This window comes from Paenibacillus ginsengarvi, from assembly GCF_003626695.1.
Taxonomy (GTDB): domain Bacteria; phylum Bacillota; class Bacilli; order Paenibacillales; family NBRC-103111; genus Paenibacillus_AB; species Paenibacillus_AB ginsengarvi.
In genome coordinates this window covers 453,958-479,704 of record NZ_RBAH01000001.1, presented here as the reverse complement: position 1 = coordinate 479,704, position 25,747 = coordinate 453,958, and the positions used below count along the sequence as shown (strand labels likewise).

General features: G+C 55.8%; 24 protein-coding genes. 18 read left to right on the top strand and 6 right to left on the bottom strand.

What is annotated here, in order from left to right; all coding sequences use genetic code 11:
• The first annotated feature begins 14 nt into the window (after positions 1-14).
• The 7 genes from D7M11_RS02545 to D7M11_RS02515 all read left to right on the top strand — a co-directional run bounded on the left by D7M11_RS02545 (position 15) and on the right by D7M11_RS02515 (position 7,080).
• Complete coding sequence (locus D7M11_RS02545; RefSeq protein ID WP_120745558.1) at positions 15-914, top strand: sugar phosphate isomerase/epimerase family protein; 900 nt, start codon at positions 15-17, stop codon at positions 912-914.
• Positions 915-1,096: 182 nt separating this feature from the next.
• Positions 1,097-2,119, top strand: coding sequence for an ABC transporter substrate-binding protein (locus D7M11_RS02540; RefSeq protein WP_158606395.1), 1,023 nt, complete (start codon positions 1,097-1,099; stop codon positions 2,117-2,119).
• Positions 2,120-2,271: 152 nt separating this feature from the next.
• Positions 2,272-3,900, top strand: coding sequence for a helix-turn-helix domain-containing protein (locus tag D7M11_RS02535; RefSeq protein ID WP_158606394.1), 1,629 nt, complete (start codon positions 2,272-2,274; stop codon positions 3,898-3,900).
• 109 nt (positions 3,901-4,009) lie between these two features.
• Positions 4,010-4,810, top strand: coding sequence for an arylamine N-acetyltransferase family protein (locus D7M11_RS02530; RefSeq protein WP_120745555.1), 801 nt, complete (start codon positions 4,010-4,012; stop codon positions 4,808-4,810).
• Positions 4,811-5,190: 380 nt separating this feature from the next.
• On the top strand, positions 5,191-5,571 hold the full coding sequence (locus tag D7M11_RS02525) for a GntR family transcriptional regulator (protein ID WP_120745554.1): 381 nt from the start codon (positions 5,191-5,193) through the stop codon (positions 5,569-5,571).
• Complete coding sequence (locus D7M11_RS02520) at positions 5,571-6,446, top strand: ABC transporter ATP-binding protein (RefSeq protein WP_120745553.1); 876 nt, start codon at positions 5,571-5,573, stop codon at positions 6,444-6,446. Before D7M11_RS02525 ends, D7M11_RS02520 begins: the two co-directional genes overlap by 1 nt.
• A complete protein-coding gene (locus D7M11_RS02515) occupies positions 6,427-7,080 on the top strand; it encodes an ABC-2 transporter permease (RefSeq protein ID WP_158606393.1) in 654 nt (217 codons plus the stop codon). Before D7M11_RS02520 ends, D7M11_RS02515 begins: the two co-directional genes overlap by 20 nt.
• A 98-nt stretch (positions 7,081-7,178) precedes the next feature.
• Here the strand turns inward: D7M11_RS02515 and D7M11_RS02510 are convergent, their stop codons facing one another.
• A complete protein-coding gene (locus tag D7M11_RS02510) occupies positions 7,179-10,304 on the bottom strand; it encodes a hybrid sensor histidine kinase/response regulator (RefSeq protein WP_120745551.1) in 3,126 nt (1,041 codons plus the stop codon).
• 135 nt (positions 10,305-10,439) lie between these two features.
• On the opposite strand from D7M11_RS02510, the gene D7M11_RS02505 reads away from it, so the two are divergent.
• The 9 genes from D7M11_RS02505 to D7M11_RS02465 all read left to right on the top strand — a co-directional run bounded on the left by D7M11_RS02505 (position 10,440) and on the right by D7M11_RS02465 (position 16,849).
• Positions 10,440-11,174, top strand: coding sequence for a WecB/TagA/CpsF family glycosyltransferase (locus D7M11_RS02505; protein ID WP_120745734.1), 735 nt, complete (start codon positions 10,440-10,442; stop codon positions 11,172-11,174).
• A 98-nt stretch (positions 11,175-11,272) separates the two neighbouring features.
• Positions 11,273-12,751, top strand: a complete 1,479-nt coding sequence (locus D7M11_RS02500) for a protein adenylyltransferase SelO (RefSeq protein ID WP_120745550.1) — start codon at positions 11,273-11,275, stop codon at positions 12,749-12,751.
• 114 nt (positions 12,752-12,865) lie between these two features.
• Positions 12,866-13,432: a helix-turn-helix domain-containing protein gene (locus tag D7M11_RS02495; protein ID WP_120745549.1), complete on the top strand. Its 567-nt coding sequence runs from the start codon at positions 12,866-12,868 to the stop codon at positions 13,430-13,432.
• 41 nt (positions 13,433-13,473) lie between these two features.
• Positions 13,474-13,953: a YbaK/EbsC family protein gene (locus D7M11_RS02490; protein ID WP_120745548.1), complete on the top strand. Its 480-nt coding sequence runs from the start codon at positions 13,474-13,476 to the stop codon at positions 13,951-13,953.
• Between the two features lie 58 nt (positions 13,954-14,011).
• The gene (locus D7M11_RS02485) at positions 14,012-14,557 is read left to right on the top strand and encodes a GrpB family protein (protein ID WP_120745547.1); all 546 of its coding nucleotides are present in this window, start codon (positions 14,012-14,014) and stop codon (positions 14,555-14,557) included.
• 256 nt (positions 14,558-14,813) lie between these two features.
• Entirely contained in the window at positions 14,814-15,020 is a 207-nt protein-coding gene (locus D7M11_RS02480) for a hypothetical protein (protein ID WP_205127017.1), read from the top strand.
• Between the two features lie 175 nt (positions 15,021-15,195).
• Entirely contained in the window at positions 15,196-15,627 is a 432-nt protein-coding gene (locus tag D7M11_RS02475; RefSeq protein WP_120745545.1) for an NUDIX hydrolase, read from the top strand.
• Positions 15,628-15,640: 13 nt separating this feature from the next.
• Positions 15,641-16,060, top strand: a complete 420-nt coding sequence (locus tag D7M11_RS02470) for a VOC family protein (RefSeq protein WP_120745544.1) — start codon at positions 15,641-15,643, stop codon at positions 16,058-16,060.
• Positions 16,061-16,144: 84 nt separating this feature from the next.
• The gene (locus tag D7M11_RS02465; RefSeq protein WP_120745543.1) at positions 16,145-16,849 is read left to right on the top strand and encodes an HAD family hydrolase; all 705 of its coding nucleotides are present in this window, start codon (positions 16,145-16,147) and stop codon (positions 16,847-16,849) included.
• Between the two features lie 74 nt (positions 16,850-16,923).
• Here the strand turns inward: D7M11_RS02465 and D7M11_RS02460 are convergent, their stop codons facing one another.
• From D7M11_RS02460 to D7M11_RS02445, 4 genes are all read right to left on the bottom strand, one after another.
• Positions 16,924-19,116: a family 78 glycoside hydrolase catalytic domain gene (locus tag D7M11_RS02460; protein WP_120745542.1), complete on the bottom strand. Its 2,193-nt coding sequence runs from the start codon at positions 19,114-19,116 to the stop codon at positions 16,924-16,926.
• A 168-nt stretch (positions 19,117-19,284) separates the two neighbouring features.
• Positions 19,285-21,048, bottom strand: a complete 1,764-nt coding sequence (locus D7M11_RS02455; protein WP_120745541.1) for a SulP family inorganic anion transporter — start codon at positions 21,046-21,048, stop codon at positions 19,285-19,287.
• A 179-nt stretch (positions 21,049-21,227) separates the two neighbouring features.
• Entirely contained in the window at positions 21,228-21,554 is a 327-nt protein-coding gene (locus D7M11_RS02450; RefSeq protein WP_120745540.1) for an ArsR/SmtB family transcription factor, read from the bottom strand.
• A gap of 97 nt (positions 21,555-21,651) precedes the next feature.
• Entirely contained in the window at positions 21,652-22,560 is a 909-nt protein-coding gene (locus D7M11_RS02445; RefSeq protein WP_205127016.1) for an AraC family transcriptional regulator, read from the bottom strand.
• Between the two features lie 145 nt (positions 22,561-22,705).
• On the opposite strand from D7M11_RS02445, the gene D7M11_RS02440 reads away from it, so the two are divergent.
• Both D7M11_RS02440 and D7M11_RS02435 read left to right on the top strand, forming a co-directional pair.
• Positions 22,706-24,574, top strand: coding sequence for an ADP-ribosylglycohydrolase family protein (locus D7M11_RS02440; RefSeq protein ID WP_158606392.1), 1,869 nt, complete (start codon positions 22,706-22,708; stop codon positions 24,572-24,574).
• Entirely contained in the window at positions 24,571-25,401 is an 831-nt protein-coding gene (locus D7M11_RS02435; RefSeq protein WP_120745537.1) for an amidohydrolase family protein, read from the top strand. The genes D7M11_RS02440 and D7M11_RS02435 overlap by 4 nt, the downstream gene beginning before the upstream one ends.
• 79 nt (positions 25,402-25,480) lie before the next feature.
• On the opposite strand, the gene D7M11_RS36265 is transcribed toward D7M11_RS02435, so the two are convergent.
• Complete coding sequence (locus D7M11_RS36265) at positions 25,481-25,657, bottom strand: hypothetical protein (protein ID WP_158606391.1); 177 nt, start codon at positions 25,655-25,657, stop codon at positions 25,481-25,483.
• Positions 25,658-25,747: the final 90 nt, after the last annotated feature.

The following is a 25,747-nucleotide window of genomic DNA, read 5'->3' as shown; positions in this document are numbered from 1 at the left end:
CGGATCGAACCGTGATGAAACGGAACAAGGCCAAAATTGCCGTTTTTCCGAAAGGCTATATGGATCAGCTCGTAAGCGGCGAGCTCGACCTGTTCGAATGGATCGAGATGGCGGGAACGCTGCGAGCCGACGGGCTCGAGCTGTATCCGCTCTTTCTGAAGTCGACGGATAAAGCGTATTTGCGCCGGATCAAAGAGGCAGCGGCCAAGCAGCAGTTGGAGATCCCAATGATGTGCTCGTCTCCCGATTTCACCCATCCCGATCCGGCCTATCGCAGCAACGAGGTGCGCAAGCTGAAGGATATGATCGACGTGATGGCGTTTCTCGGTCCGGCCGAATTTCGCAGCTGCCGCGTGTTGTCCGGGCAGAGGCGTCCCGGCGTGGCGAAGGAGGACGGCATCCGCTGGACGGTTGAAGGCATCGGCGAGCTGCTGCCTTATGCGGAGCGGAGCAACGTCTGCCTCGTGATGGAGAACCATTACAAGGACGGATTATGGGAATATCCCGAGTTCGCTCAGGCGTCGGAGCTGTTTCTGGATATTATCCGGCAAATTTCGTCTCCGTCGTTCGGCGTCAATTACGATCCGTCCAACGCGATCGTGGCCGGAGAAGATCCGCTGAAGCTGCTCGATCAGGTGAAAAACCGCGTGTTTACGATGCACGCGAGCGACCGCTACTTGAAGGAAGGGTATACGCTGGACGATCTGAAAACCTACACGCTGAAAGGTTACTCCGAGGCGCTGGCGCACGGCGTCATCGGCAAAGGCATGAACGATTACGACCACATTTTCCGCGTGCTGCGCGAAATCCGTTTCCAAAGCTGGATCTCGGTCGAGGACGGTGTAAACGGGCTCGAGGAGATGGCGGCGTCGGTCCGCTTTTTGCGCGGAAAAATCGCCGAGTATTTGCCGTAATCGTCCAGCCGAATAAGAAAGCTGCTTCAAACGCCTGCCGGTGTAACAACCGGCAGTTTTTTTGTCTTCAGAAAAAAAAGTGCGAAAATTTCGTATAAAAAATCCATTGAATGTGCCGGATAGGGGGCTTACTATGGAATTGTGATGCAAATGAGAATCAATATCATTCGGAGGGGACATCATTGTTACGTACAAACCATTACGCCGTTTTGCTGCTCGTCCTCGTAATGCTCGCTTCGCTGCTCGTCGCTTGCGGAGCGAAAAGCGATACTACCGGAGCAGACCAGGCCGGGAGTACCTCCGCGCCGTCGTCCGATTCAACAAATACGGCCCAAAAGCCCGCCGCTTCGGAGTCGGCCACAAAACTCGTCAAGGATGCCAAGGGGCGCGAGGTGACGGTTCCGATGAAGCCGCAGCGTATAATTTCCCACTACTTTCCGGCGGAAACGTTTGCTTTGGGCGTCATGGCGATCGGAACGAACTACGCGACGGCTACGCAGATGATGACGAAGGAACAGCTGCAGGGAACGGAGGATATCGGCGGGCAAGGCGTCAATCCGAATATGGAGAAGGTGCTCGCGCTGAACCCCGACTTGATTCTTGTGCCGGACTTTCTGGACCAGAACGGCATTGACGCGCTTTCCAAAATCGCTCCTACTGTCGTAATCAGCTATACGATCGACTTGTTTACCCGGCTGCGAACGATGGGCGACATCATGGGCAAATCGAAGGAAGCGGAGGATTGGATCGCCAAGTACAACAAAAAAGCGCAAGAGAAGCGGGAACAGCTCAAAAGCTACATCAAGCCGGGCGAAACGGCGACGGCGTTCGTGCTGTTTCAGGATAAGAAGCTGTACGTGTACGGCAATCTGCGGCTCGGCTCGACGATGTACGACGCACTCGGCTTTGCCCGTCCGGAGAAGGCGGCCAAACTGTTCGAGGGCAGCAACAAAGATACGCTGTGGCAGACGATCTCGGCGGAAACGCTGCCCGATTATGCCGGAGACCGGATCTTCATCGTGGTCAACGAGGCCAATCCCGACTTGAAAAAAGTGGCCGATGAGTTTCTGGAATCGCCTGTGTGGAAAAACCTTCCTGCCGTCAAAAACGGCAAAGCTTACGTCGTAGGCAACAAATGGTCGTTCTACGACCCGATTACGCTCGACTGGCTGCTGGACGAAATGCCCAAGCTGCTTATGAAATAACCGAACGTCCGTGTAAGCAAATAGAGCTGTCGCTTTTGACAGCTTCTTTTGTTTGGCTGAGGGGCTATTTGCTGCAAATGCGTTGAATCGGGAGCCGTCATCGCCTATAATATTTCATGAGAATGGTTATCAATTGGAAGGGGGGCCCGACGATGAACCCGAGCGAAGCTGGAGCCGCAGTCGTTCTCCACAGACTGCCTTCCTTTCATTTATCCGCCGCTCTGACGGAGACGATGCCGCCTGGCGCGCAGTCCGACAAAACGATGTTAAGCGATTATTGCTGGCTCGCCGTCGTGCGGGGACAAGGAACGATTGCCATAAACAGCAAGCTTCACCCGCTATATGCCGGCGTTTGCCTGATGATGCGACCCGGATCGGTGGTCCGGACGGAGGCGGCTTCGGCCGAAGCGCTGCTGCTTTATCGGCTGCACTTTATCGTGGACGACCCGGGCGGTCGGGGCGCTAACGGGAGCGGCGCTGCGGAGGAGCTGCTGGGGTTGGGCGAAGTCCGCTTCCAGCAGCTTCACCTGCTGGCCGAGTTTATGGAAGAGCTTGCAGCAGGCGCCGCACAGACAGACCCGCTTGGAACGTTTCGCGCGAATATTCGGTTTCAGGAGCTGCTTGCCGACCTATTCGAACAAAACCGTCCCGGCGATTCCGAGCAGACCGCAATTCGAACCGTAGAGCAGACGATCGTGGTGATGCACCGGTCGTTTCGGGAGGTGCTCAGTATCGATCAGTTGGCCAGGGACGCCGGAGTCGGGCGCGCCAAATACAACTCCCTATTCAAGTCGATTACCGGCTCGACGCCGATCGACTATTTGACGCAGCTGCGGATCAACCGGGCCAAAACGCTGCTGCAGCAGCCTGGAAGCCGGCTGAAAGATGTTGCTGCGGAAGCCGGTTTTCAGGACGAATATTATTTCAGCCGCCGGTTTAAGATGACAGTCGGGATGTCGCCGAAACGGTATGCGAACCGGTACGCCCGCCAGCCGAGAATCGTATCGCTGCAATATTTAGGAGAACTGCTGTCGCTCGGCGTCAAGCCGGTCGGGACGAATGAATCGCTGCTGCACGCGTTTCCGGCGGAGGCGAAAGGGGTGGCCGGCATCGGAGAGCCGTTCGACGCGGATTTCGTATTGCGGCTGAAGCCGGACCTCATTTTGTTGCCGAGCTTTCTCCCCAAAGACTGGCACGAGACGATTGCCAAGCTGGCGCCGGTGGCGGAGATCGATTGGTTTGACGATGTATATGCAAGAATGAATAAGATCGGGGCGCTGCTGGACAGGCGCAAGGAAGCGGAAGCGTGGATCGGCCGGTACGAAGCGAAGTCAGAGCGGACCCGCGAGTTTATAGCTCCTTATGTGAGTCCCGGCGAATCGGCCACGGCGTTTATTTACGACGGCAAACATCGGAAGCTGTTCATCTACGGCCGTTACAATTTCGGCCATACGTTGTACCGGGCGCTTCGATTCGCTCCGCCAGACAAGCTGCGGAAGCTGATGGAGCGCGACAAGCGGCTGCGCTGGACGCACATCGAGCCCGAGGCGATGCAGGAATATGCCGGAGACCGGGTTTTCCTTCTCGTTACGGAAGACGATGCGGCCCAGAAGTGGGCGCGCGCCATGCTCGGGAGCACCGCGTGGACCCGCCTGCCGGCAGTACGAAACGGGAGAGCCTATGTCGTACCCTGCAAGTGGGGGCTTTACGATCCGCTTACGCTCGATCACCATCTGGATGAAATGGCGGAGCTGCTTACGAATTCGGCGGGGGGCTGGTAAGGCGTTTTTCTGCCCTGCGAAAAGCGGGAAGGATTTGGATTCATCGTCTTGCCGGGCTGCGGACGCTCCTGATATGATGAGAAGGATACGGGGAAGGAGCTTTGAAACGATGAACGATAGCCTTATCCAGATCAAACCCGAGGTGCGCGCTTATTTGGAGCGGATCGGGTATGACGGACCTCTCGACTTGAACGGCAGACTGCTTGGCGATTTGCAGGAATGCCACGTGCATACGGTGCCGTATGAAAATTTGGACATTTTACGCGGCGTTCCGATCTCGCTCGAAATCGCGGACATTTACGACAAAATCGTTGTGCGCCGCCGCGGCGGATTTTGCTTTGAGCTGAATGCGCTGTTCGGCTGGCTGCTGCGCGAACTGGGTTTTACTGTGACCGATTATTTCGCCCGTTTTTGGCGGGACGAGCCGAACCCGCCTCCGAAACGGAGACATCAGGTGCTTCGGGTCGAGGCGGACGGCCATTCGTATTTATGTGATGTCGGGGTTGGCGGCATCGTTCCGCGCAAGCCGATCCGGATGGTTGCGGAACTCGAACACGAGCAGGGAGACGAGGCGTACCGGCTGGAGCTGGACTCCTACTTCGGCTGGATGCTGTGCGAGCGAAAGCGGGGCGAATGGAGCCGCATCTATTCGTTTACGGAGGAGCCGCAGCTGCCGCAGGATTATGCGATGGCGAGCTACTGGTGCGAGCATGCGCCGGACTCGATATTCGTGCAAAATGCGATGGTGGCGATCCGTACGAAAGAAGGCCGGAATACGATTGCCGGCAAGGAGTTCCGCATTTTTACCCCCGGCGGCGTGCGGGCGTTTACGCCGCAGACGAAGCCGGAGTACGACGAAGCGCTTCGGGAGTTTTTCGGCATCGTGCTGGACGATTCCGCCCGAGCGTAGCCATATACCGCAGGTATGCAGCCGTATGGCGCCGTGCCTGCGGTTTTTTTTGCGTTTCAGAAAATTTAACTTCGCTACTTTCTGAACCAGTGGCTGGGGGAAGGGAAGCGGAAGTGAAAGTTCCGCTATGCTGGCGGGATGGTGCTGCCTGAAATAGTTTCTATTTTTTAAGCCCCAATAACTTCCGATAAAACGCGGTCGCCCTTTCTTGAAGAAAAGCTACCGCTTATGCAGGGTCATCATCGTGGAACTGGCTTCGATCAGAAGCTTTTCTTGTTCGATTAAGATTGACATCCACTCGATTGAAACGATATACTGTTCATATACGATATATACATACATAAACAGTTGAGAGCCGCTTTGCGGAAGGAGGCGAAACGATGAACCTTTCCGTCTCTCTCGCTTCGGGAGAGCCGATTTACCAGCAGATCAAAGAGCAGATCAAGCGGCAAATTTTGTCCGGCGAGCTTCGCGAGGGGGAATTGCTCCCTTCCATTCGCCATTTGGCCGCCGACCTGAATATTAGCGTCATTACGACGAAGAGAGCTTACGACGAGCTCGAGCAGGAGGGCCTCGTCGCTTCCGTTGCGGGCAAAGGGACGTTCGTGACGGAGAAGAACAAGGAGGCGATCCGGGAAGTGAAGCTGCGGCAGTTGGAGGAGCAGGTGCGGTCGCTCGCCGCGGAGAGCCGGATGCTCGGGCTGAGTAAACAGGATGTAATCGGACTGTTCGATCTTTTTTTTGGAGAGGGGCGACACTGATGCGGGCTATCGAGTTTCGGCAGTTTCAGAAGCGTAACGGAGATTTCGCGCTGCGGGATATGAACTTTCATGTAGAGGGCGGGTATATTACCGGCTTGATCGGCTCGAACGGCTCGGGCAAAACGACGCTGATCCGCTCGATCATGAATATGATCAAGCCCGACCGGGGAGAGGTGCTTGTGTTCGGGCAATCGTACCGCAGCCACGAACGCGATATTAAGCGGCGCATCGGCTTCGTATACGACGAGGATGTGTTCTACGGCCATCTGACGATTCGCGAGATGAAGCGGATTATCGCCTCCTTTTACCCGACATGGAACGAGCGGGCGTTCCAGCGTTATTTGCACGACTTCGGCTTGCCCGAGCGGAAAAAAATCCGCGACTTGTCCAAGGGCATGAAGGCGAAATTTGCGCTTGCCGCAGCACTGGCGCACGAGCCGGAGCTGCTGCTTATGGACGAGCCGACGTCCGGACTCGACACCGTATTCCGCCGGGACATCTTATCGATCCTGAGCGACTATATCCGCGACGGGAGCAAGACGGTTTTGTTCTCGACCCATCTGTGCGCCGATCTGGATCGGATAGCGGATTATATCGTGTACATCGGCGGAGGCGAGCTTCGGTTCAGCGGCACGAAGGAAGAACTGCTCGAGCGTTACTTGCTGGTAAAGGGCCCTGTCGCGCTGCTCGAGCAAAACCCGCTGCCTTACGCCGGCTTGCGGCAATCGCAGCTGGGGTTCGAGGCGCTGCTCGCCAAAGATCCGCTGCGAGCGGATGATTTCGCTTCGCCGTATGTGGTGGAGAAGCCGACGCTGGACGATATCGTCATGTTTACGCAGGAGGGAGGACATCGGTATGGTGCAGCTTCTCGTTAAAGATTTTCGCATTCAGAAACGTTTCATCATGCTCGGCTTCGTTTTCGTCGGCGTCGTTTTTTTCGTGCTTGGCGCTTTCGAGGGGATGCCGCTTTCGGTCCCGGCCGCTATTTTCAGCCATTTTTTGATCGTCGTCTCCAGCAAAATGGACGAGAGAAACAACAACGGCCGGATGCTCGTTTCGTTTCCGCTGCGCAGAACCGATATCGTCGTCTCGAAATACTGTGGAATCGTGCTTTTTATGGCACTCGCCTTCGCCCTCACCTCGCTATGGCGGCTGCTTGCCGGTCTCGTGCTGCCGACGGACGAAATGCCCTGGTTCGACAACCGTTCGGTTTCGATCACGATTGCGGTGCTGCTTGTGTTTTATTCCATCTACTTCCCGTTGTTTTTTGCTTTAGGCGCCCGGCTCGTGCAGGTGCTTGACGTGATCGTCCTGTTTACGGTAGGCGGCGCCGTTGTCCTGCTGCTGCGTATTGCCGAATGGTCGGGGATTAACGCCGGCGGCGTAATCCGCCGTGTGCTGGCTGCGGACGACGGAAATCTGTCTTTATGGGGCATCGGAGGCGGATTCTTCCTGCTGCTGCTGTCTTGTCTGCTGTCGGTGTTTCTGTATAACCGCCGCAGTGTGTAAGCACTGGCCCGGTGTTTGGGGAAACGGTGCCGCGCCGAGTCTCGCAACAACAAAAGTCCCCGACCGCTTCGGTCAGGGACTTCCCTGCGTTTTCCGTTCTATCCGTTGTCCGGTATTACGAAAGATACGGTCGTGCCTGCCCCGGGGCTGCTCGCAATAGACAAGCCCCGGCCGTACAACTGAATCAGCCGGCGGTTCGTGTTGAAGACGCCGATGCCGCCTTTCCCCGTTACAGCCTGGCTTAACAGCAAGCCGACTTCGTCCTGCCCCATCCCTTTCCCGTTATCCATAACCTCGACGCGCGTGCCGCCGTTCTCCGGAGCGATCCGGATACGCACCGTGCCGCCCTTCTTTAACGTGAGCAGTCCATGCTTCACGGCATTTTCAACTAGCGGCTGTATGGATAACGGAGGAAGTACAAGGCGAATACCCGGTTCTACCTCCCAGACGACGGTGAGTCTTTCGGGGAACCTCTCCTTCTCGATATACAAGTACGCTTTGACCAGCTCCAGCTCGTGGGATAACTCGACCCGCTCCCCCGTATTCAGGAAGTGAAAGCTGATGCGCAGGAAGGAGGCGAACGCGTCGCCGAGCTTGCGCATTTTTTCCGTGTCTATGTCGCTTAATGCCATGATCGAGTTCAGCGTGTTGAACAAAAAGTGCGGCTGGATTTGCGCTTGCAAATAAGCGGCCTCGATGCGCAAACGTTCGTTGACGGAGTGCTTGAGCATCGTCAGCGCCCGGATTCGATATTTCAGCTCCATAGCATCTACCGGCTTCGTCACATAATCGTTCGCCCCTGACGAGAAGCCGGTATAGATGTCCGCAGGCTGGCTGCGCGCCGTCAGCAGCAGAACGGGAAGCTCCGATACGGAGTAGCGTTCCCTGACTTTTTGCGTCAGCTCGTACCCGGACATATGCGGCATCATCACATCGGCGATGAGCAGATCCCACTGGCGCGTGCCCAGAAGCTCCAACGCTTCGTGTGCGGAGTGGGCGATCGTTACCCGGTACGGCTCCGCGGACAAAATGCCGGCGAGCACGTTCAGATTGACAGGGTCGTCGTCGACTGCAAGAATGTTCATCTCGGCGCCGTTCCACGATGGAGCCGCGAGATCCGAAGGTATTCGTTCGCCTGCCGCTCCCATCAAGCCGGCTTCAGGGCTCTCCGCTGCTGCGGCGTCGTTCATCGCGACCGGGGGCGCATAACTGCTGCCGCTGCTCTTCGCAGATATACTCGCTCCGGCGGCGAGCGGCAGATCGAAGCTGAAGACAGAACCTTTACCCGGTGCGGAGCGGACCGTAATTTCGCCCCCATGCAGCTCCACGAGCTGCTTGCAAATGCTCAAGCCGAGCCCGATGCCGCGTCCGTCGTTAATGCCGTACGCCCCTTGCTCATAAGGAAGAAACACTCGCGCCATCGTCGCTTCGTTCATCCCGACTCCGGTGTCGGATACGTGAATGGACGCAGCCGTCCCCCGATATTCGGCGGAAACGGCAATCGTTCCCTGTTCGGTATACTTGAGCGCATTATGAAGCAGATTGTACAAAATTTGCACGAGTCTTTTCTCGTCGGCCCAAACCGGCGGCATCGACTCCGCGATATTCATCTCCAGCCGGACCGGCTTGCCCTCGGTCATATATTTCAGCATGGCGATTACGCCGGGAACGACCGATTGCACTTGCAAAGGCTCGAGTTGAAGGGCGATACGATGCTCCTGAAGCCGGGCGACGTCGAGCAGATCGCCGAGCATATTGGACATCCGGCGGCTTAACGTGATGAGCAGCTCCATATCTTTGACGCTGTGCCCGTTCATTCTCGCTTTCTCTTTGGCAACAACGGACTCGGCGATGTTCATGATGCCGTGCAGCGGCGTTCGCAGCTCGTGCGAGGTGTTCGCCAGAAACTGGTCCTTCAGTTTGTCGGCTTTTTTCAATTGTTCGTTTAAGATGGCGTTTTCCCTGGAGTTTTGTATATATTTTTTGAACCAATATGTGGAAAAGCCGGTGATCGCTACTATAATGTCGATCGGATAATAGACGGTAGTCACATCGAGATACGACTCGAACAGGCTCCAGGTCACATTGGATAAAATGCCCGCGGCGGTCAGCAGCAGGAAAATGACGTCCTTGTCGGGCTGTTTTTTGATAGTCATTGCCCCGACGATATAAAGAAACCAGAAATATGGAATCAAATAGATCGCAAGGAACAGCTTCACATCGATGATAACGTTGACCCACGCAGTCGGAGCGGCAAGCAGAACCCCCGTGAACACGACGAGCAGGGCGGTATAGGCGCGGAACCAGGCGTTTCGGGGCGGAGCGAAGCTGAATGCCCTGTACAAAATCAGAATGAACAGGTTTTGCCACAGGAGAGCGATCAGCCTGATCTTGATCCCCCAAGTATAATTGACCGGCAGCCATAACATGAGCACGTTGTCGTGACCGATCAGCACGGCTATTCCGACCGAAAAAGTCAGCAGACCGGTGAACAACAGGCCGTGCTCCTTCGTATTGAACAAGTACATAATACCGGCGTACAAGCCGTGAAGCAGCAAAATCATAAATGTAACGAGCTGGAAGCCGATCGAATACCAGCGGACATAGTCCAGCGAAGCGGAAGAACCGAACCGAATCGATCGCAGAATCCCTCCGCTAAGGGGAGAGTCAAAGTTAGCCACGCGAATGAGCAGCTCGATCTCGGTCGAGTCTTCTAAGAAGTAAGATGTTGAATAAGAAACGTTGCTCGGCGTGTATCCGTTTGCGTTCGTTGCCAGCTTGCCGAGACCTCCGGAAGGAATTCCGTTTAACTCCACTTCCGACGCGGCCTGAAGTCCTTGAAACCAGAACGATACAGGTTGTTTCAGCGGATCGGTCAAAATTCGCAGCCGGTACGTTCCGGTGCCATAGGAGCTGCCGGCCTCTTCAGCCAGCGCGTTCCTCCAATCTCCGGGAACTTGAATCGGGCGTGCAAAGCTTTGTTCAGATTGAATTTGCCCGCTTGATTTTAATTGTTCAGGATAAAGTAACCATTCGCCGTTCAAAAAAAACGTCGGAGAACGTTCCAGATCGATTCCGCGCATGTCGAGTACGCCTTGTACGATCTTCGGAGGTTCCGCCGAATGGAACATTTCGGACCAGGCCAAGCGCAGAGCAAGCAAAACGCCGAAAATCAGGAGGATGATCGTTACATGTTTGAGGGAAAGTTTCCTTATTCGTTTCATAGGGAAGATAATTCGACATCATTTGCGCGAATCCTTTCCTGGATCGATTCGGCGGTTTGTAAAGTTTCGCTTCTTGCGGCGAGATCCGTTATGCTAGAATAAGGAAGATTTCAATTGTCGAGGGTGGATGCCGGAATGAATCAGTACGCCAAGGTGATGGGGATCCCGTTCCCGAAAATAACGCTGGACCGCACGGTCGAGCTGCTGAGTCAGGTCATTGAACAAAAACGGCCGGAGCTGTTTCATGTCATCACCGTGAACCCGGAAATCACGATGGCTTGTCAGAAGGACGAATCGCTGCGTTCCATCGTAGACGAAGCGGGGCTCATTACGGCCGACGGCATCGGTATTGTTATGGTGTCCCGAATCCGGGGAGGAGGCATACCGGAGAGAGTTACCGGCTACGATACGCTACTGCGGCTGCTCCATAACGGTAATGAAAAAGGGTGGTCGTTTTACTTCCTGGGGGCAGACGCCGCCACGAATGAGAAATGCTGCGACGTTATTTCCGTAAAATATCCGAACGTGAACATAGCGGGAAGGCATCACGGCTACTTTACACCGGACAACGAAGGCGCGATCGTCGAGGAGATTGCGGGACTGAAACCGGATGTTCTGGTCGTTGCGCTAGGCGCTCCGTATGCCGAGCGCTGGATTCACCAATACAAGGGGCGGCTGGGCGCCAAAATCGCCATTGGTGTCGGCGGCAGTCTGGATGTCATTGCCGGGAAAGTGAAGGAAACGCCGGACGTTTGGAAGAGGCTGAATATCGAATGGCTGTACCGTCTGCTTCGGCAGCCGTCCAGATGGAGAAGACAGCTCGTTTTGCCGCGTTTCGCCGTCAGGGCGCTGTTGTTCAGAGAGAAATGAAGGAACGCGGACGCCGTATTCGGACTTGAATGCGGCATGTTTGCGCATAGTAAGAGTAGTCCTTTTGGTAATAAGAGGACGATCCATAAGGAGATACGATGACGAACACGAACAAGATCGCAGGAGCAGGGTGGAACCTGGACAACAGCTATGCCCGGCTGCCGAATATGTTTTATACGAAAATGATCCCGGAGCCGGTAAGCGCGCCCCGGCTGGCCGTTCTGAATCGAGCGCTGGCTGCGTCGCTTGGACTTAACGCCGAAGCGCTTGAGGCGGCAGATGGCGTGGAGGTGCTGGCCGGCAACCGGATTCCCGAAGGGGCGGAGCCACTGGCTCAGGCTTATGCAGGGCACCAATTCGGTCATTTTGCGATGCTCGGGGACGGGCGGGCACTGCTGCTCGGCGAGCAGATCACACCGTCAGGCAAGCGAGTCGATATTCAGCTCAAGGGCTCCGGCCCGACGCCGTACTCCCGAAGAGGCGACGGACGCGCTGCGCTCGGACCGATGCTGCGGGAATATATCATTAGCGAAGCGATGCACGCGCTTGGCATTGCGACGACCCGCAGCTTGGCCGTTGTGACGACCGGAGAAGCCATCCGTCGGGAAGCCGAGCTGCCCGGAGCCGTTTTGACTCGCGTTGCTTCCAGTCATTTGCGCGTCGGCACGTTCCAGTTCGCTTCGTACCGGGGAACAACCGAGGAGCTTCGGGCATTGGCCGATTACGCCTTGCACAGACATTACCCGGATGCGCTTGCGGCGGACGGGAACCGCTACCTCGCTCTGCTTCGAGGCGTGATCGAGCGCCAGGCGTCGCTTATCGCCAAATGGCAGCTTGTCGGCTTTATCCATGGGGTCATGAACACCGACAATATGTCGATTTGCGGGGAAACGATCGATTACGGGCCTTGCGCTTTTATGGATGCCTACGATCCTGCTACGGTATTCAGCTCTATCGACCAAAACGGGCGTTATGCGTACGGCAATCAGCCGCGCATTGCCGCATGGAATCTTGCGAGATTCGCGGAAGCACTGCTGCCGCTGCTGCATGAAGACGAGGAGCAGGCGATCAAGCTGGCCGAAGCGGAAATAGCCGGATTTACGAAGCTGTATCCGCGTTATTGGCTAGCAGGTATGAGAGCCAAACTCGGCTTGTTTGGCGAGGAGCCCGAAGACGAATCGCTGATTGACAGCCTTTTGCGTATGATGCAGAGCCATCGAGCGGACTATACCAATACGTTTCGCGCTTTGACGATGGAGCAGCCGGAGCGTACGGTTCTGTTCGGCACCGAGCCGTTCACCCGGTGGCAGGAGATGAGGCAGGCGCGCCTGAATCGGCAGTCGGAGTCGAAAGCGTTGTCGCTTGAGCTGATGCGCACCAGCAATCCGGCGGTAATCCCTCGCAATCACCGGGTCGAGGAAGCGTTGGAGGCCGCGGCGGAGGAAGGGAACTACAGTCCGCTCGAGAAGCTTCTTGACGCACTCGCGAAGCCTTATGATTATTCTGTGGCTCAGGACGATTGCTATGTGCTGCCTACAAGCTCGACGAGTCCATACCGAACGTTCTGCGGGACTTGATGGGTCGCTTTAACCTATGGGTCTGCCGATTGCCGGCAGGCCTTTTTTTGTATTGTATTGAGTTATATTTGTATAGTATACTAAACGAAATGATGAGAGGGGGATGCCGTTTTCATGGACACGATACCGATCCATGTTCGCATCGGGCACAATTTGCAAAGCATTCGCAAGCAAATGGGACTTAGCTTGGACAAAGCGGCCGGCTTGACGAATGTGAGCAAGGGGACGCTGCACCAGATCGAGCGGGGCGACCTGCAGCCGACCGTGACAACCGTTTGGAAGATCGCCACCGGTCTGAACATTTCGTTCTCTTCCCTGCTTAAGGACGATGATGCGGCCGTTACGATTGCCGCCAGGAAGGACGTACCGGATGTGACCGAGGATAATGGAACGTGCCGAGTGTACGTGCTGTTTCCTTTCGATCCTCAAACGCGGATCGAGACGTTTACAATGGAAGTTGATCCGGGCGGCCGTTACACGTCATCCCCGCATCGAACGGGCGTTCGGGAATATATCGCGGTCGTTTCGGGAGTCTTTCGGATCGAAGTGAACGGAGAGGCGTATACGCTGGGAGCCATGCAAGCTATCCGTTTTGCCGGAAGTGTCCCGCACAGCTACATGAACGAATCCGATCGCCTAGCGGTTCTGCATATCACGATGCATTACGCCGACGTTTATTGAATACGTAAATCGGATCAGAGAAAGAGAGGGAGAAACCAAACATGTCAAACCCGCTGAAAGAAAGCGCTCAGCAAGTGCAGGACCGATTGAAGGAGCTAGGGTACTCTAACCGGGTTATAGAGCTGCCGGATAGCGCGCGTACGGCTCAGGAAGCGGCGGATGCGATCGGCTGCGCCGCTGCGCAAATTGCCAAATCGATTATTTTCCGGTTATCGCAATCGGACCGGCCTCTGCTCGTTGTCGCGAGCGGAGCGAATCGCGTCAATGAGAAGCACGTTTCCGCTATCGTACAAGAGAAGCTGGTCAAGGCGGATGCGGATTTCGTGCGCGAACGCACCGGCTTCGTCATCGGAGGTGTGGCGCCGGTCGGCCATCGGGACAAACTGCTGACTTTTATCGACGAAGATCTGCTCAGCTTCAAGACGTTATGGGCTGCCGCCGGTCACCCGAAGGCGGTATTCGAGCTAACGCCAGACGAACTTGTGCGGATGACCGATGGTCAGGTGATAAGTATTACTTGACCGCCTCACGATCGGATGATCATCTTCTAAATCTGCGAACTGCGGAGGAAAACAAGCGATGGAAGACGGCTGGAGATTAGTGAAACACGATCCGGAGTGGAACGGCCTTTTTCTCGAAACGGCATTGCCGCTTAGGCAGCTGCTCGGAACAGCGGCTCTTCGAATCGATCATGTAGGCTCGACTTCGATTGCCGGGCTGGATGCCAAGCCGATTATCGACATCCAGATTTCGGTGGAGCGTTTTGACGATATGGCGATCTGGGGACCCAGGCTGGAGGAAGCGGGTTTGGAATTCAGGGCGGACAATCCCGACAGGACGAAGCGGTACTTCCGCGAAAAGCCGGGAAAGCGGCGTACCCATATCCACGTCAGGCAAGCGGGCAGCTTTGCGGAGCAGATGACGCTGTTGTTCCGGGATTACTTGCGCGGGCACCCTAAGGACTGCATGGATTACGCGCTGGAAAAGCATCGGCTCATGGAGCTTTACCGCGATAATCGCGCCATGTATGTGGAAGGCAAAGGACCGATAGTCTGGGCAATTCTGCGGAAAGCCCACGAATGGTCGCAAGCAGCGGGATGGAAGCCCGGTCCGTCCGACGGCTAACTCTGGGCTTGAACGGTGTAACGACAAGCTGCAGCCTCTCCAACCGTAGGGGCTTTTTGTCGTTGGGGCGAAAATGGTGTAGAACAAATGTTCTTGTTATGATAAAATACTAATAATATTTGCGATAAATTCGAGAAAACCCGCCCCATGTCCGCATAATCCGGACAATGCAAACATACGAGATTATGGAGGGATAATCGCCGCGGATTCGTTTTTAGGCCGAAAGCCGTGTGAACGGGATTGGATCGGCGATACTATGAATCGATCGGGAGGTCGGATGAACTTGTTCGCAGTTTACTATGACGAGAAACGGCTTACGAAGCCAAGCACGGAATATGAAGCGAGGATGGACCTGCTCCGGCTTCAGCCCGTATTTCAGAATCTGAGTGTAAGGGAATGCCGCGCGAAAGCCCGCGAATGGGCATCCGCCAGCAAAATCGGCAAGAGCGGCCGTTCCCGTTAACCGGGCTGCGGTTCGGCAGATTCGCTTCCGCTGTATAAACTTGTGAGATTGAATCGATTGGGAGGCTGCAAAGGGATCGCTAACTTTGCACGCCTCCCGCTTCATTTTCCAACTATTGCAAAGGATAGTATAGTAGAATGGGGAGAACCGCACGAGAAACTGGAGGACGACCTGAATGCAGGGATATAACGTAGTAATGGTGTTCAGCCCGGATACGACCCGTTTGCTCATGTGCAAAAGGCGCAAAGATCCGTACAAAGGCTTGAGCAATCTGGTTGGCGGCAAAATCGAAAAAGACGAGCCGGGCTTGGAAGCCGCGTACCGGGAATTGCAGGAAGAAACCGGCATTTCGAAAGAAGCTATTACCTTGCTGCATGTGATGGATTTTACTTATTATTTACAAGATTGCTACGTAGAGGTTTATGCAGGCAGGCTGAAATATGAGGTTTGCGTTTCGGGAGACGAAAATGAGCTGTACTGGTCCGAACTGGATTTTAACTTTTTTGACATGTCGCTGTATGCGGGAGAAGGCAACATCGGTCATATGTTCGAGCAGGTTAAGTTAAGCCGGGCTGCGATTTTGGATCACGATCACAATAACGATTAAGGGCGGGATTAGGATGAAACCGAGAGTAACGGTTCTCACTTTGGGTGTTGACGATTTGGAAGCGGCCGTGCAATTTTATCGCGACGGGCTTGGGTTTTCGACGGAAGGCATCGTCGGTACGGAATTCGAGCATGGGGCCGTTGCTTTTTTCGATATGCAGGACGGACTCAGGCTGGCGTTATGGAAGAGGCGTGATATTGCACATGACACGAAGCTTACTGCCGCCGCACCGAGTGCGACAGAGTTCACGATCGGCCATAATGTAGGGAGCCGGGAGGAAGTGGATGCCGTCATGGAACAAGCGCGGCAAGCGGGCGCGACGATCACGGTGCCTGCGCACGTCACATTCTGGGGCGGTTATTCGGGTTACTTTCAAGATCCGGACGGGCATCTGTGGGAAGTGGTTTGGAATCCGCAATGGGAAGATGGTTAAGCACCCGCTTAGATGAAGCAAGAGGCGATTATAGCCGCAGTAATCTGCCATCTATTACAATATACTTGGAAATGAGTGCAAACGATGCAGCCTATTCACACCATTTTGTTCGATCTGGACGATACGCTGATTCATTTCGACGATTATTGGAACGACAGCTTGCTCGCTACGTTGACCCGGCATTCTTGTACGAAGGATCTGGAGCAGAAGCGGTTGTTCGATAATTTTATGGAGATGAACGGACAATTCGAAGCGCAGTACGATCGGCAGCAGATCACTTTGCGCGAGTTTCGGAATTTGCGGCTGATTCATGCGCTGGACAAGTATGACAGACCTATCGATATGGATACGGCGGACGATTTTAATACGATGCTCATGGACATAAGCCGGGAATATATGAAAGCGAGTCCTGAGCTGGTGCGGTTTCTGACGCAGTTATCCGCACGTTACACGCTTGGCATCGTTACGAACGGAACGAGAAGCTGGCAGCTCGAAAAGATCGAAGCGCTCGGGCTCCGGCCGCTTTTCGCGGATGAAGCGATTATCGTATCCGAGGATGTCGGCTGCGAGAAGCCGTCCCCGGGTATATACGCACACGTCCTGGAGCGCTTTCGGGTCAAGCCGGAGCAGGTGCTGTTCGTGGGGGACTCGTGGAAAAACGACGTGGAGGGACCGATACGCTGCGGCATGAATGCCGTTTGGCTGAACAGAAAGGGTGCAGCTGTGCCCGGGGAGCCGAAGCCGCTCGGCATCGTGAACGACTTGTTTGAATTGACGAGCTATTTGTAACGTTCCCTCCCAAACGGCACAAACCGCCGCAAGCCCAGGGGATCGGGCTGCGACGGCTCGTTTTAGCCTGTTATTTACCTTTGTACCGGGATACCGTCTGGGACGTCGAGCGTGGCCTCGCCGTTCTCATAACGGAAGCGGATGGTTCCCGCCGGAATGCGGAACGACAACTCGATGCTGTCCAGTTCTGCTGGCAGGCGAGGCTTGAACGATACGGCTGTCCATCCCGGCGCGGCAGGTTTGATTCCGGCAATTTCTTCGATGAACAGCGGAATCGGAGCGCTGGCCCAAGGATGGCACAGACTCGTATTCGGCTTTAAATCTTTGGCCCATACCTCGAAGCAGGTCGTAGCCCCTTCCTTCACCATCGTGCTCCACGAATGCAAATCCTCCGAACGGATCAGCTCGTATACCAATTCATGTTCGCCGGCGCCAGCCAGTGCTTTAAGCACGAAGTAAGCCATATAAACGCCGCAGCTTAACCGTTTCTCGCGGATAAGCCGGATGACGCCTTCCCGGTCGTCTTTCTCCGTCAGCCCGAACAGGAGCGGCAGCGCGTTGGCATGCAAGGAAGAATGCGCCGAGCCTTCGGCATCGACGAACCGTTTCCCGGATCGGTCGAGGAACGCCTGGCGGAACGATTGCTTGAAGCTTCGCAGCTCGTAGGCCGGCCTATCCCGGATGTCCAGCAGGGCACGGAGTTCGGATACCGCCAGCATCGCGCCGTAGTAAAAGGCATTAATGACGTTATGGTACCCGTCGCCGATCGGATTCGCCAGTCTAAAATCGTAGTCGTCCCGCATATTGTACGGCCAGTCCACGAGATTCGGCTTGTCCTGGATGCGGATCAGGCCATCTTCTCGGCGAAACCCAGCAAAATGGGCGACCATCCGCTCGGCTGTCGGCAGCATGTCGCGCACGAAAGCCTCGTCACCGGTATGGCGGTAATAGTCCAGCAGCTGCAGCGGATATTGCAGCGAATAGTCGGCGAACTCCTGCATAAAGTGGCCGGGGGCAACCGCCGTCAAGCCGGGACATACCCGCGGTGCGAGCAGAGCGAAATCGAGCAGCGATTTGCGGAACAGGCGCAGATCGCCGGAGACGTAGCTATGAGTGTTCGCGATGATCGTATTGTCGCCGAGATATTGGCCTTTCTCCCGGGAGGGGCAGTCGACGAACGTTTCTTGAGAGCCGTACTGCACTCCTTTTTTACAAATCGACCAAATTTGATCGAGCATCGGATCGGAGCTTGCAAATTGCAGCGCCGACTCGTCAAGCGGGTAGTGCCGGACGTCGACGGCGAAGCTGGTCTCCTGTACGCGGACACCCGGGGCCGGAAGCACCTCGACATAGCGAAATGCCTTATAGTCGTAAAATTCCAACTCGTCCGTCTCCGCGCCTGACAGCGTCCAAGTCTCTTTGTAGCTGCAATTGCAGCGCATGCCGTAGCGGACTCGGCCGTCGTCCAGCAATTCTTCTCCGCAGCGGATTTCGACCGTCTGTCCTGCTCCGCCATAAGCGCTCATCCGGAATTGACCGGTTCGCTCCTCCCCGAAATCCAGCAAATAGCCGCCGTCCTCCGTTAAAGGCGTTACTTTGACGGGTTTTACCGTGTATACGGCAAGCGGGGGAGTAGGCTGCACGAACAAACGGTGATCGTCCGCGATATGTTCGGCTGCATATCCCCATGCCGAATCGTCGTAGCCGGTTTCACGCCAGCCTGTTTTTTTGAGACGGTTATCTACATGTTCCAAAAACTGTGTGTTATAGCCGATAATGCCGCCGCTTTCGTATTCGCGGGCGCGTTCCGTCTTCCAGGTGGAGTCGGTACCGAGCGCGAACTGTCCGTCTACAGCCAGCTCCGCTATAAGACCTTGACGATATTCTGCGCTGTTGTAGGCGCGGCACACGAGCCCTTGGTAATAGACGTGAACGGCAATCGTATTCTCACCGGACTGCAAGTAGTCCGTCACGTCGTAACGATTATAGAAATAGTGATAATAATTGCCCTGCGCAGGTCCTTGACCGACGAAACGGCCGTTCACATAAACCTTATAATAGTCATCGGCGGTAATGTCCAGTATCGCTTCGCGCGGAGCGGCGTTCAAGCTGAACGACTTGCGGGTCAGCATATGGATATTTTTCAAGTCTTCCCGGTGGTGTACGGGGGGACGATCCTTCTCGAACTCCTTGTGATACAAATCGATCGGCCTTTGGCCGAGGAAGCTTTCGTCCATAATCCAGCGTGCGCGCCATATTTTATCCAAGTGAGGTTCTCTCCTTCTGCAGCGCCTGCGAATCTGCGCTTCCGTCTATACTTGCCATCCATTATAGAGGAGGCGCGGGCCGACTTCTTGGCCTATATGACAGAAAATAAAGGAGATATGCCAACGGGCCGATTCGGATAGTCCGAGCGGAAGATGATCGATGGGAGATCAGACGCCGACTCGGTACGATTCTTTCGGTTCAGCGGGATTGCTGCTAGCAGATTCCGCACCGGACAGCGCATAACATTCGCGGAAAGCGAAATGCCGGCAGCCCGCACACCGTTCCCGATTCAGCCGGGTCAGCGCATAACCGATCGCTTCGCCCGTACGCTCGAAAAAATGATCCGGCCGAATGCGCGCAGCGAGTCCCGTCTTCATCAGCACATCTTTCGGCTGCGGCTGAATGCCCGAGATGAGGACGATTCCTCCGTATTTCTCGGTCTGTTTCACCATCTCCGCCAAATTCGCTTCCCCGGTTGTGTCCATAAAAGGCACTTTGCCCATCCGCAGCAGCACGATCAGCGGCTCTTGGCTGTTCAAGGCCGATAAGGATCTCTCAAACCCGGTTGCGGCGCCGAAAAAAAGGGCCCCCTCGACGGTATAGATGGCGATTTGCGGGCAATCGTGGCTGCTGCTAACGGCGGCGGCCCGCACCTTCTCGTGCTTGTCGCTCCGGTCGGGCAGCACCTTCGATACGGTGAGTGTCTCGGCCATCCGTTTGATGAAGAAAATCGCTGCCAGCAGCAATCCGATTTCGACGGCCGTTGTCAGGTCGGTCAGGACGGTAAGCAGGAACGTTGCGGTCAGGACGATGGAGTCGGTCGATTTCGTTTTGGCGACATGAATGAACTTGCGCCGCTCGCTCATATTCCAGGCGACGACCATCAGGATCGGCGCCATGCCCGCCAGCGGAATATGGGAGGCGTAGGGAGCGAACAACAGCAGAATAAGCAGCACGACAGCACTGTGAACCATGCCGGAGAGCGGGCTGGCCGCTCCGGTCTTAATATTCGCCGCCGTCCGCGCGATCGCCCCGGTAGCCGGAATACCGCCGAAAAGCGGGGTGACGAGGTTGGCGATGCCTTGCCCGATCAGCTCGCGATTGCTGTTATGGCGCTTGCCGGTCATGCCGTCGGCGACGACGGCCGAGAGCAGCGATTCGATGCCGCCGAGCAGTGCGATGACAAAAGCGGGCGGGAGCAGCATGCGGATTTTTTCCAGTGTCAGCTCCGGCATGTGCAGGCTCGGGAGGGCGCTGGGAATTGTTCCGTAAGTCGAGCCGATCGTGGCGACCTCGCCTGCAAACAGCCAGTAGCTGATGAGACTGGACAAGGCGAGGCCGATCAGCGAACCGGGCACCTTCGGCATATATTTGGTCGCCAGGAGAATGGAGGCGAGACAGATCAAGGCCGTGGCGACGCTGTAAACGTTCACCGATCCGATATGGACGAGGATCTCTTTCATATTGGAAACAAAGTCCTCATGTTTTTGGATGCCGGTAAGGCCTAGAAAGTTCGCAATTTGTCCGGTAAAAATGATGACGGCTATACCGGCTGTAAAACCGACGGTAACCGGGTGGGGGATGAATCGGATCAGCGCCCCCAGCTTGAAGAGACCCATCAGGAGCAGCAGCACGCCCGCCATCGCTCCGGCGATCAGCAGGTTTTCGTACCCATACTGCATGACGACGGCGAATAAGACCGGAACGAACGCCCCGGTCGGCCCGCCGATCTGATACCGGGAGCCGCCGAACAGCGATATGCAAAACCCGGCGATAATCGTCGTGTAAATCCCGTACTGCGGCTTCACTCCGGACGCAATGGCAAAAGCCATTCCAAGCGGAATGGCGATAATGGCTACGATGAGTCCTGCCACAAGATCGCGTCGAAATAAGCTGGCGTTATACCCGTCCCATCTGTCCGGCAGCTTCATTGTGTACAACCTTCTTTTTCTTCATATATTTGATTATTTGAATATATGAGGAATATACTCCCGGCATTCCGTCTTGTCAATGAACAAATATAGGGGGAGAATGCTCGAAAACGGCGGTTTGCCAAGCAAAAACAAGGTAATCTTGAGCGGATTCAAGACTACCTTGTCGTTTCGGCCGTTTATTCGTTTCGGATCGTTTCCAGCAGCGAGATGGCGTCGACCAAATGGTTATCGAAAATTTGCCGCGCTACCGCAAGCAAGTCCCGGATGAGCGGGTCCCGCAGCGAATAAATGACGGAGGTGCCCTCCTTGGTGGCACTGACGACGTTTTTGTTGCGCAGCACGGCGAGCTGCTGGGATACGGCGGAGCCTTCGCTGCCCAGAATCGCTTGCAGCTCGTTCACGTTTTTCTCGCCTTCGCACAGCAGTTCGAGGATGCGAATGCGCATCGGATGCGCCAGCGCTTTGAAAAATTCCGATTTAAACTGTTGAATGTCTCGGTTCATCGATTATAAGCCCCTTAAATAGGAAAGATAGCAGGATCGTTTCGTTCATCATATCACAAACGTTGGCGCGATGGTTATGAGGGCGTAGCGGCGCGATTCATAGCCGATTGCTCTCCTCGCGCTGCCCGGCAATTTTTTCGCGGTAATGCTGAGGCGATACCCCTTCAAGCTTTTTGAAGATGCGGCTGAAATAAAACGGCTCCTGGTAGCCGATTTCGCTTGCGATCGTCTGGAGCGGCTTGTCCGAATGAAGCAGCAAATGTTTCGCCCGCTGCACGCGAAGCTGCCGGATGTAATGATGGATCGTCGTATCCGCGTATTTTTTGAACACCTGGCACAAATATTCGTATTTGCGGTCCGTCGCCTGCTCCAGCCGTTCCTTCGTCAGTTCCGCCTCATAGCCGTTGTTCAAATAATTGACGAGCTTGCGGAACGTAATATACGACGCGGGAAAGGCGGTGTCGAGATGGCTTTGCTCCAGAAAGTCGGTCGCGATCGTTTGCAGCATTTCGGCCAGCAGCAGCGTTGCCTGAAACCGGAAATAGCCTTCCGGCTGATTCATCGTCTTGACGAGCCGCTCGAACAGATCGAGCAGCCTGTACCTGCCCCTGTTCCGGTATTCGCGCGGGAGAACGAGCAGGTCCTCGTGCCGTCCTTCCACGGTTCGAAGCTCCGTTCGCTCGGCATGGACAATATTAAGATCGGCAGCGCGATTCAGGACGAATTGGTTCATGCCCGGTGAACACGAAAATTGCACCCAAAAAAAGGTGCCGCCGTTTTCGGTGCCCGGCTTCCAGCCCCCATGCTGCTCCCACGGCATCAGCAAATACGAGTCGCCCATGCCGAGCGTCAGCTGTTTGCTCCCCGCCCGCAGATGAACTTCTCCTTCCGCTACGAGGATAAGCTCATAGTACGGGTTATAGTGATCGCGGCCGAAAAACGAAGGGTTTGTCTTGGTATCGAGCAAATCCGTCCACTTGACGTCCAGAATCGATAAACGGGACATGGAATAATACATGGGCTGTTTTCCTCCGATGTTTTTTGCTGCGAAATCTTAATCCAGTTCATGGTGCGCCGGGCCGCACCTTCCTATAATCAATCGTGATGGGATTATTATAACATTCGCAGATGCGCATGTAGGAGGGTTTCGCGTGGGGATCAGCATTTTGAACGAAAACGACTATTACCGAATCGTTTATGGCGGCTGGCTGGGCAAAAATATCGGAGGCACGCTCGGCGCGCCGGTCGAAGGGCGAAAGGAGCTGCTTTCGCTGACGTTTTACCCGAAGCTGCCGGATGGGCCGCTGGAGAACGACGATCTCGACTTGCAGCTCGTCTGGCTGCACGCGCTGGAGCAGTACGGTCCGTCCTTGACGGCCCGGGAGCTTGGGCAGGAATGGACGGAACACGTCTTTTTCCCGTTCGACGAATACGGCTACGCGCTGGCTAATTTGCGCAGAGGGCTGCTTCCTCCGGTAGCGGGCTGGTTTGGCAATCCGTTTACGAACTGCATGGGCTCGCCGATCCGCTCCGAAATATGGGCGATGGCCGCACCCGGAGCTCCTGAAGTGGCTGCCCGGTATGCATATGAGGATGCGATCGTCGACCATGCCGGAGGCGAGGGCGTTTACGGGGAAATGTTTTTTGCCGCGCTTGAAAGCGCCGTGTTTATGGAGAAGGACCGGGACAGGCTGATCGAGATCGGGCTGACCTATATTCCGCAAGACTGCCGGACCGCCCTCGCCTTGCGCGATCTGATCCGCTGGCATAAGGAAGGGTACGATTGGAAGGAAGCGCGCGAGCTTGTGCTGAAGCATCACGGCCATTCCAACTTCACCGACGCTCCGCAAAATATCGCCTTCACCATTCTTGGCTGGTTGTACGGCGAAAGCTTCGAGGATGCGATTCTGAAGGCGGTCAACTGCGGCTACGACACGGACTGCACCGCCGCTACGCTTGGCGCCATTCTCGGCATGCTGCTCGGACCGGATGCGCTGCCGGAGAAATGGGTGGCGCCGGTCGGGGAGCGGGTGGTCGTCAGCCCCCCGATCAAGGGCTTCCCCGCGCCGAAAAATCTGGACGAGCTGACGAAACGGACGATTCGTATGGGCAAGCAAATATTGGCCGCCTGGGACACCGGTATCATCGTCCATCCGGACTTGCCGACTTCTTGGAATAGGGAAGACGGCGCCGCGGCGCCACCGGCCGAGCTGTGGGAGCGCGGAGTGACAGGCAACCGCTATAGGCTGCCGCAAGGAACGATAGGCTGCCCGGATGCAGAGCTGACCGTTGATTACGGACCAAGCGGTCCGGCAATCGGAGCGGGGCAAGCGACAAAAATCGCTTTCCGTTTCACGAACCGTTCGGGCGTTCCGCTGGAAGGAAGCGTCGCGCTTGTTTTGCCGGAAGGCTGGTCGGGATCGTCCGCGCAGAGCATTTCGCTGGAGCCGGGCGAATCGCTCGACTGGGAGGCGGAAATTCGCGCATCGAACGACGTGCGAAGCGTGAACCGTCTGGAGTTTGTGTGGAGCCGAAGCCACGACCATTCGCCGTGGAACGAGCAGCGGGTAGCCTTCACACTTGTGCGAGCATCGAGCTGGCATGTGTCCGGTCCGGATGGCGGGGAGGCCGTTCAGGCATTTATGCCGGGTAATCGTCTGGACTGGAGCAGCGCTGTCGGCGAAGAGAGCGACGGCGTGTATACGGCTCGTACGACCATGCGAAATCCTGCTCGGAGACAAATGCGGATCATTGCGGCCGCAAACGCCCCGGTAACGCTGCGACTAAATGGCGAAGATGTGATCGAATGCAAGGAGACGCTTGCTTTCATGCCGGCATTCCATCGTGCGCCGCGCCAGCAATGGTTCGAGTTGGAGCTTGACGCCGGCGATCATGAGATCGAGGTGGAAGCCGTCCGTGGCGGCAACCCGCTCGAGGTGTACGTGCTGCCGGTATCGACCCGTCAGACGACTTCGCCGGGAGCGTTTTATTACTATACCGACGTTTTGTGGGGCGTATGATGAGGATCGACGCCCACCAGCATTACTGGGAGCCGCAGCGGGGAGATTACGGCTGGCTGACTAAGGAGCGAGGCATTTTGTACCGGGATTATTTGCCCCGGCAGCTCGAACCGCTGCTCAAACAATATCAGTTCCGTTATTCGGTTGCCGTACAAGCGGCGCCAACGGTGGACGAAACGTTGTACCTGCTGAAGCTTAGCGAATCTCACCGCAGTATAGCGGGCGTAGTCGGCTGGCTCGACTTCGAGTCGGCTCGCTTCGAGGAGGAACTGGCGGGGCTGCGCCTGCATCCACGATTCGTCGGGTTGCGCCCGATGATTCAAGACTTGCCCGCTGACTGGCTGCTGCGGCGCGATGTTCGTACCTCGATGCGCCATCTTGAACAGGAGCGGTTTCCGATCGACCTCCAGCTTCGCCCGTTTTTGCTGGACAGCGCCATAAAGCTGATGGAGCACGTTCCGCAGCTTACCGCCGTCATCGATCATATCGCCAAGCCGGTCTACGGCGAGAAGTTCGGCGACTGGGAGTGGGCGATGGCCCGTCTGGCCGAATATCCGAATATGAGCTGCAAGCTGTCGGGCATGGTGCCCGAGCGCGCGGCCCCCTGGTCGATACTCGACTGGAAGCCGTATGTGGAAGCTGCGCTGGAGCTGTTCGGCCCGCAGCGCGTGTTATTCGGGAGCGATTGGCCCGTATGCCTGCTGTCGGCGACGTATGGGCAAGTGTACGACAGTTTAGCGGCGCTGCTGCCTTCCGGCTGGGAAGAAACGGCGGGAGACGGACTATGGGGAGCGAATGCAGCAGCCTTTTACCGGTTACCGGTTTAACAGGATGAGAACGAAATGAGTTATGTGGAACAAACGAAGCCCCTTCGCCAATATGGCGGAGGGGCTAGTGCGCTTCTAATCAGTGGCAGTCTGGCGCATCATTGTACGTGATCGTATCGCCGTTCAGGATAATAAGCGGCTGCGGCACGTACGGCTTCGCTTCCGCGATGTTCTCCCGATCCTTTTGACCGTATACGGCTACGATGACCGCCACAATGGCAAGCAAGGGGATCAAAATCCATTTTCGTTTAGCCATGATGAGTCGGTCTCCTTTCTGCTACCCGGTTCATTTACGGCTATTGTAAACTATTTCTGACCGAAATACTAGGGATTAAAATAGTTCCTT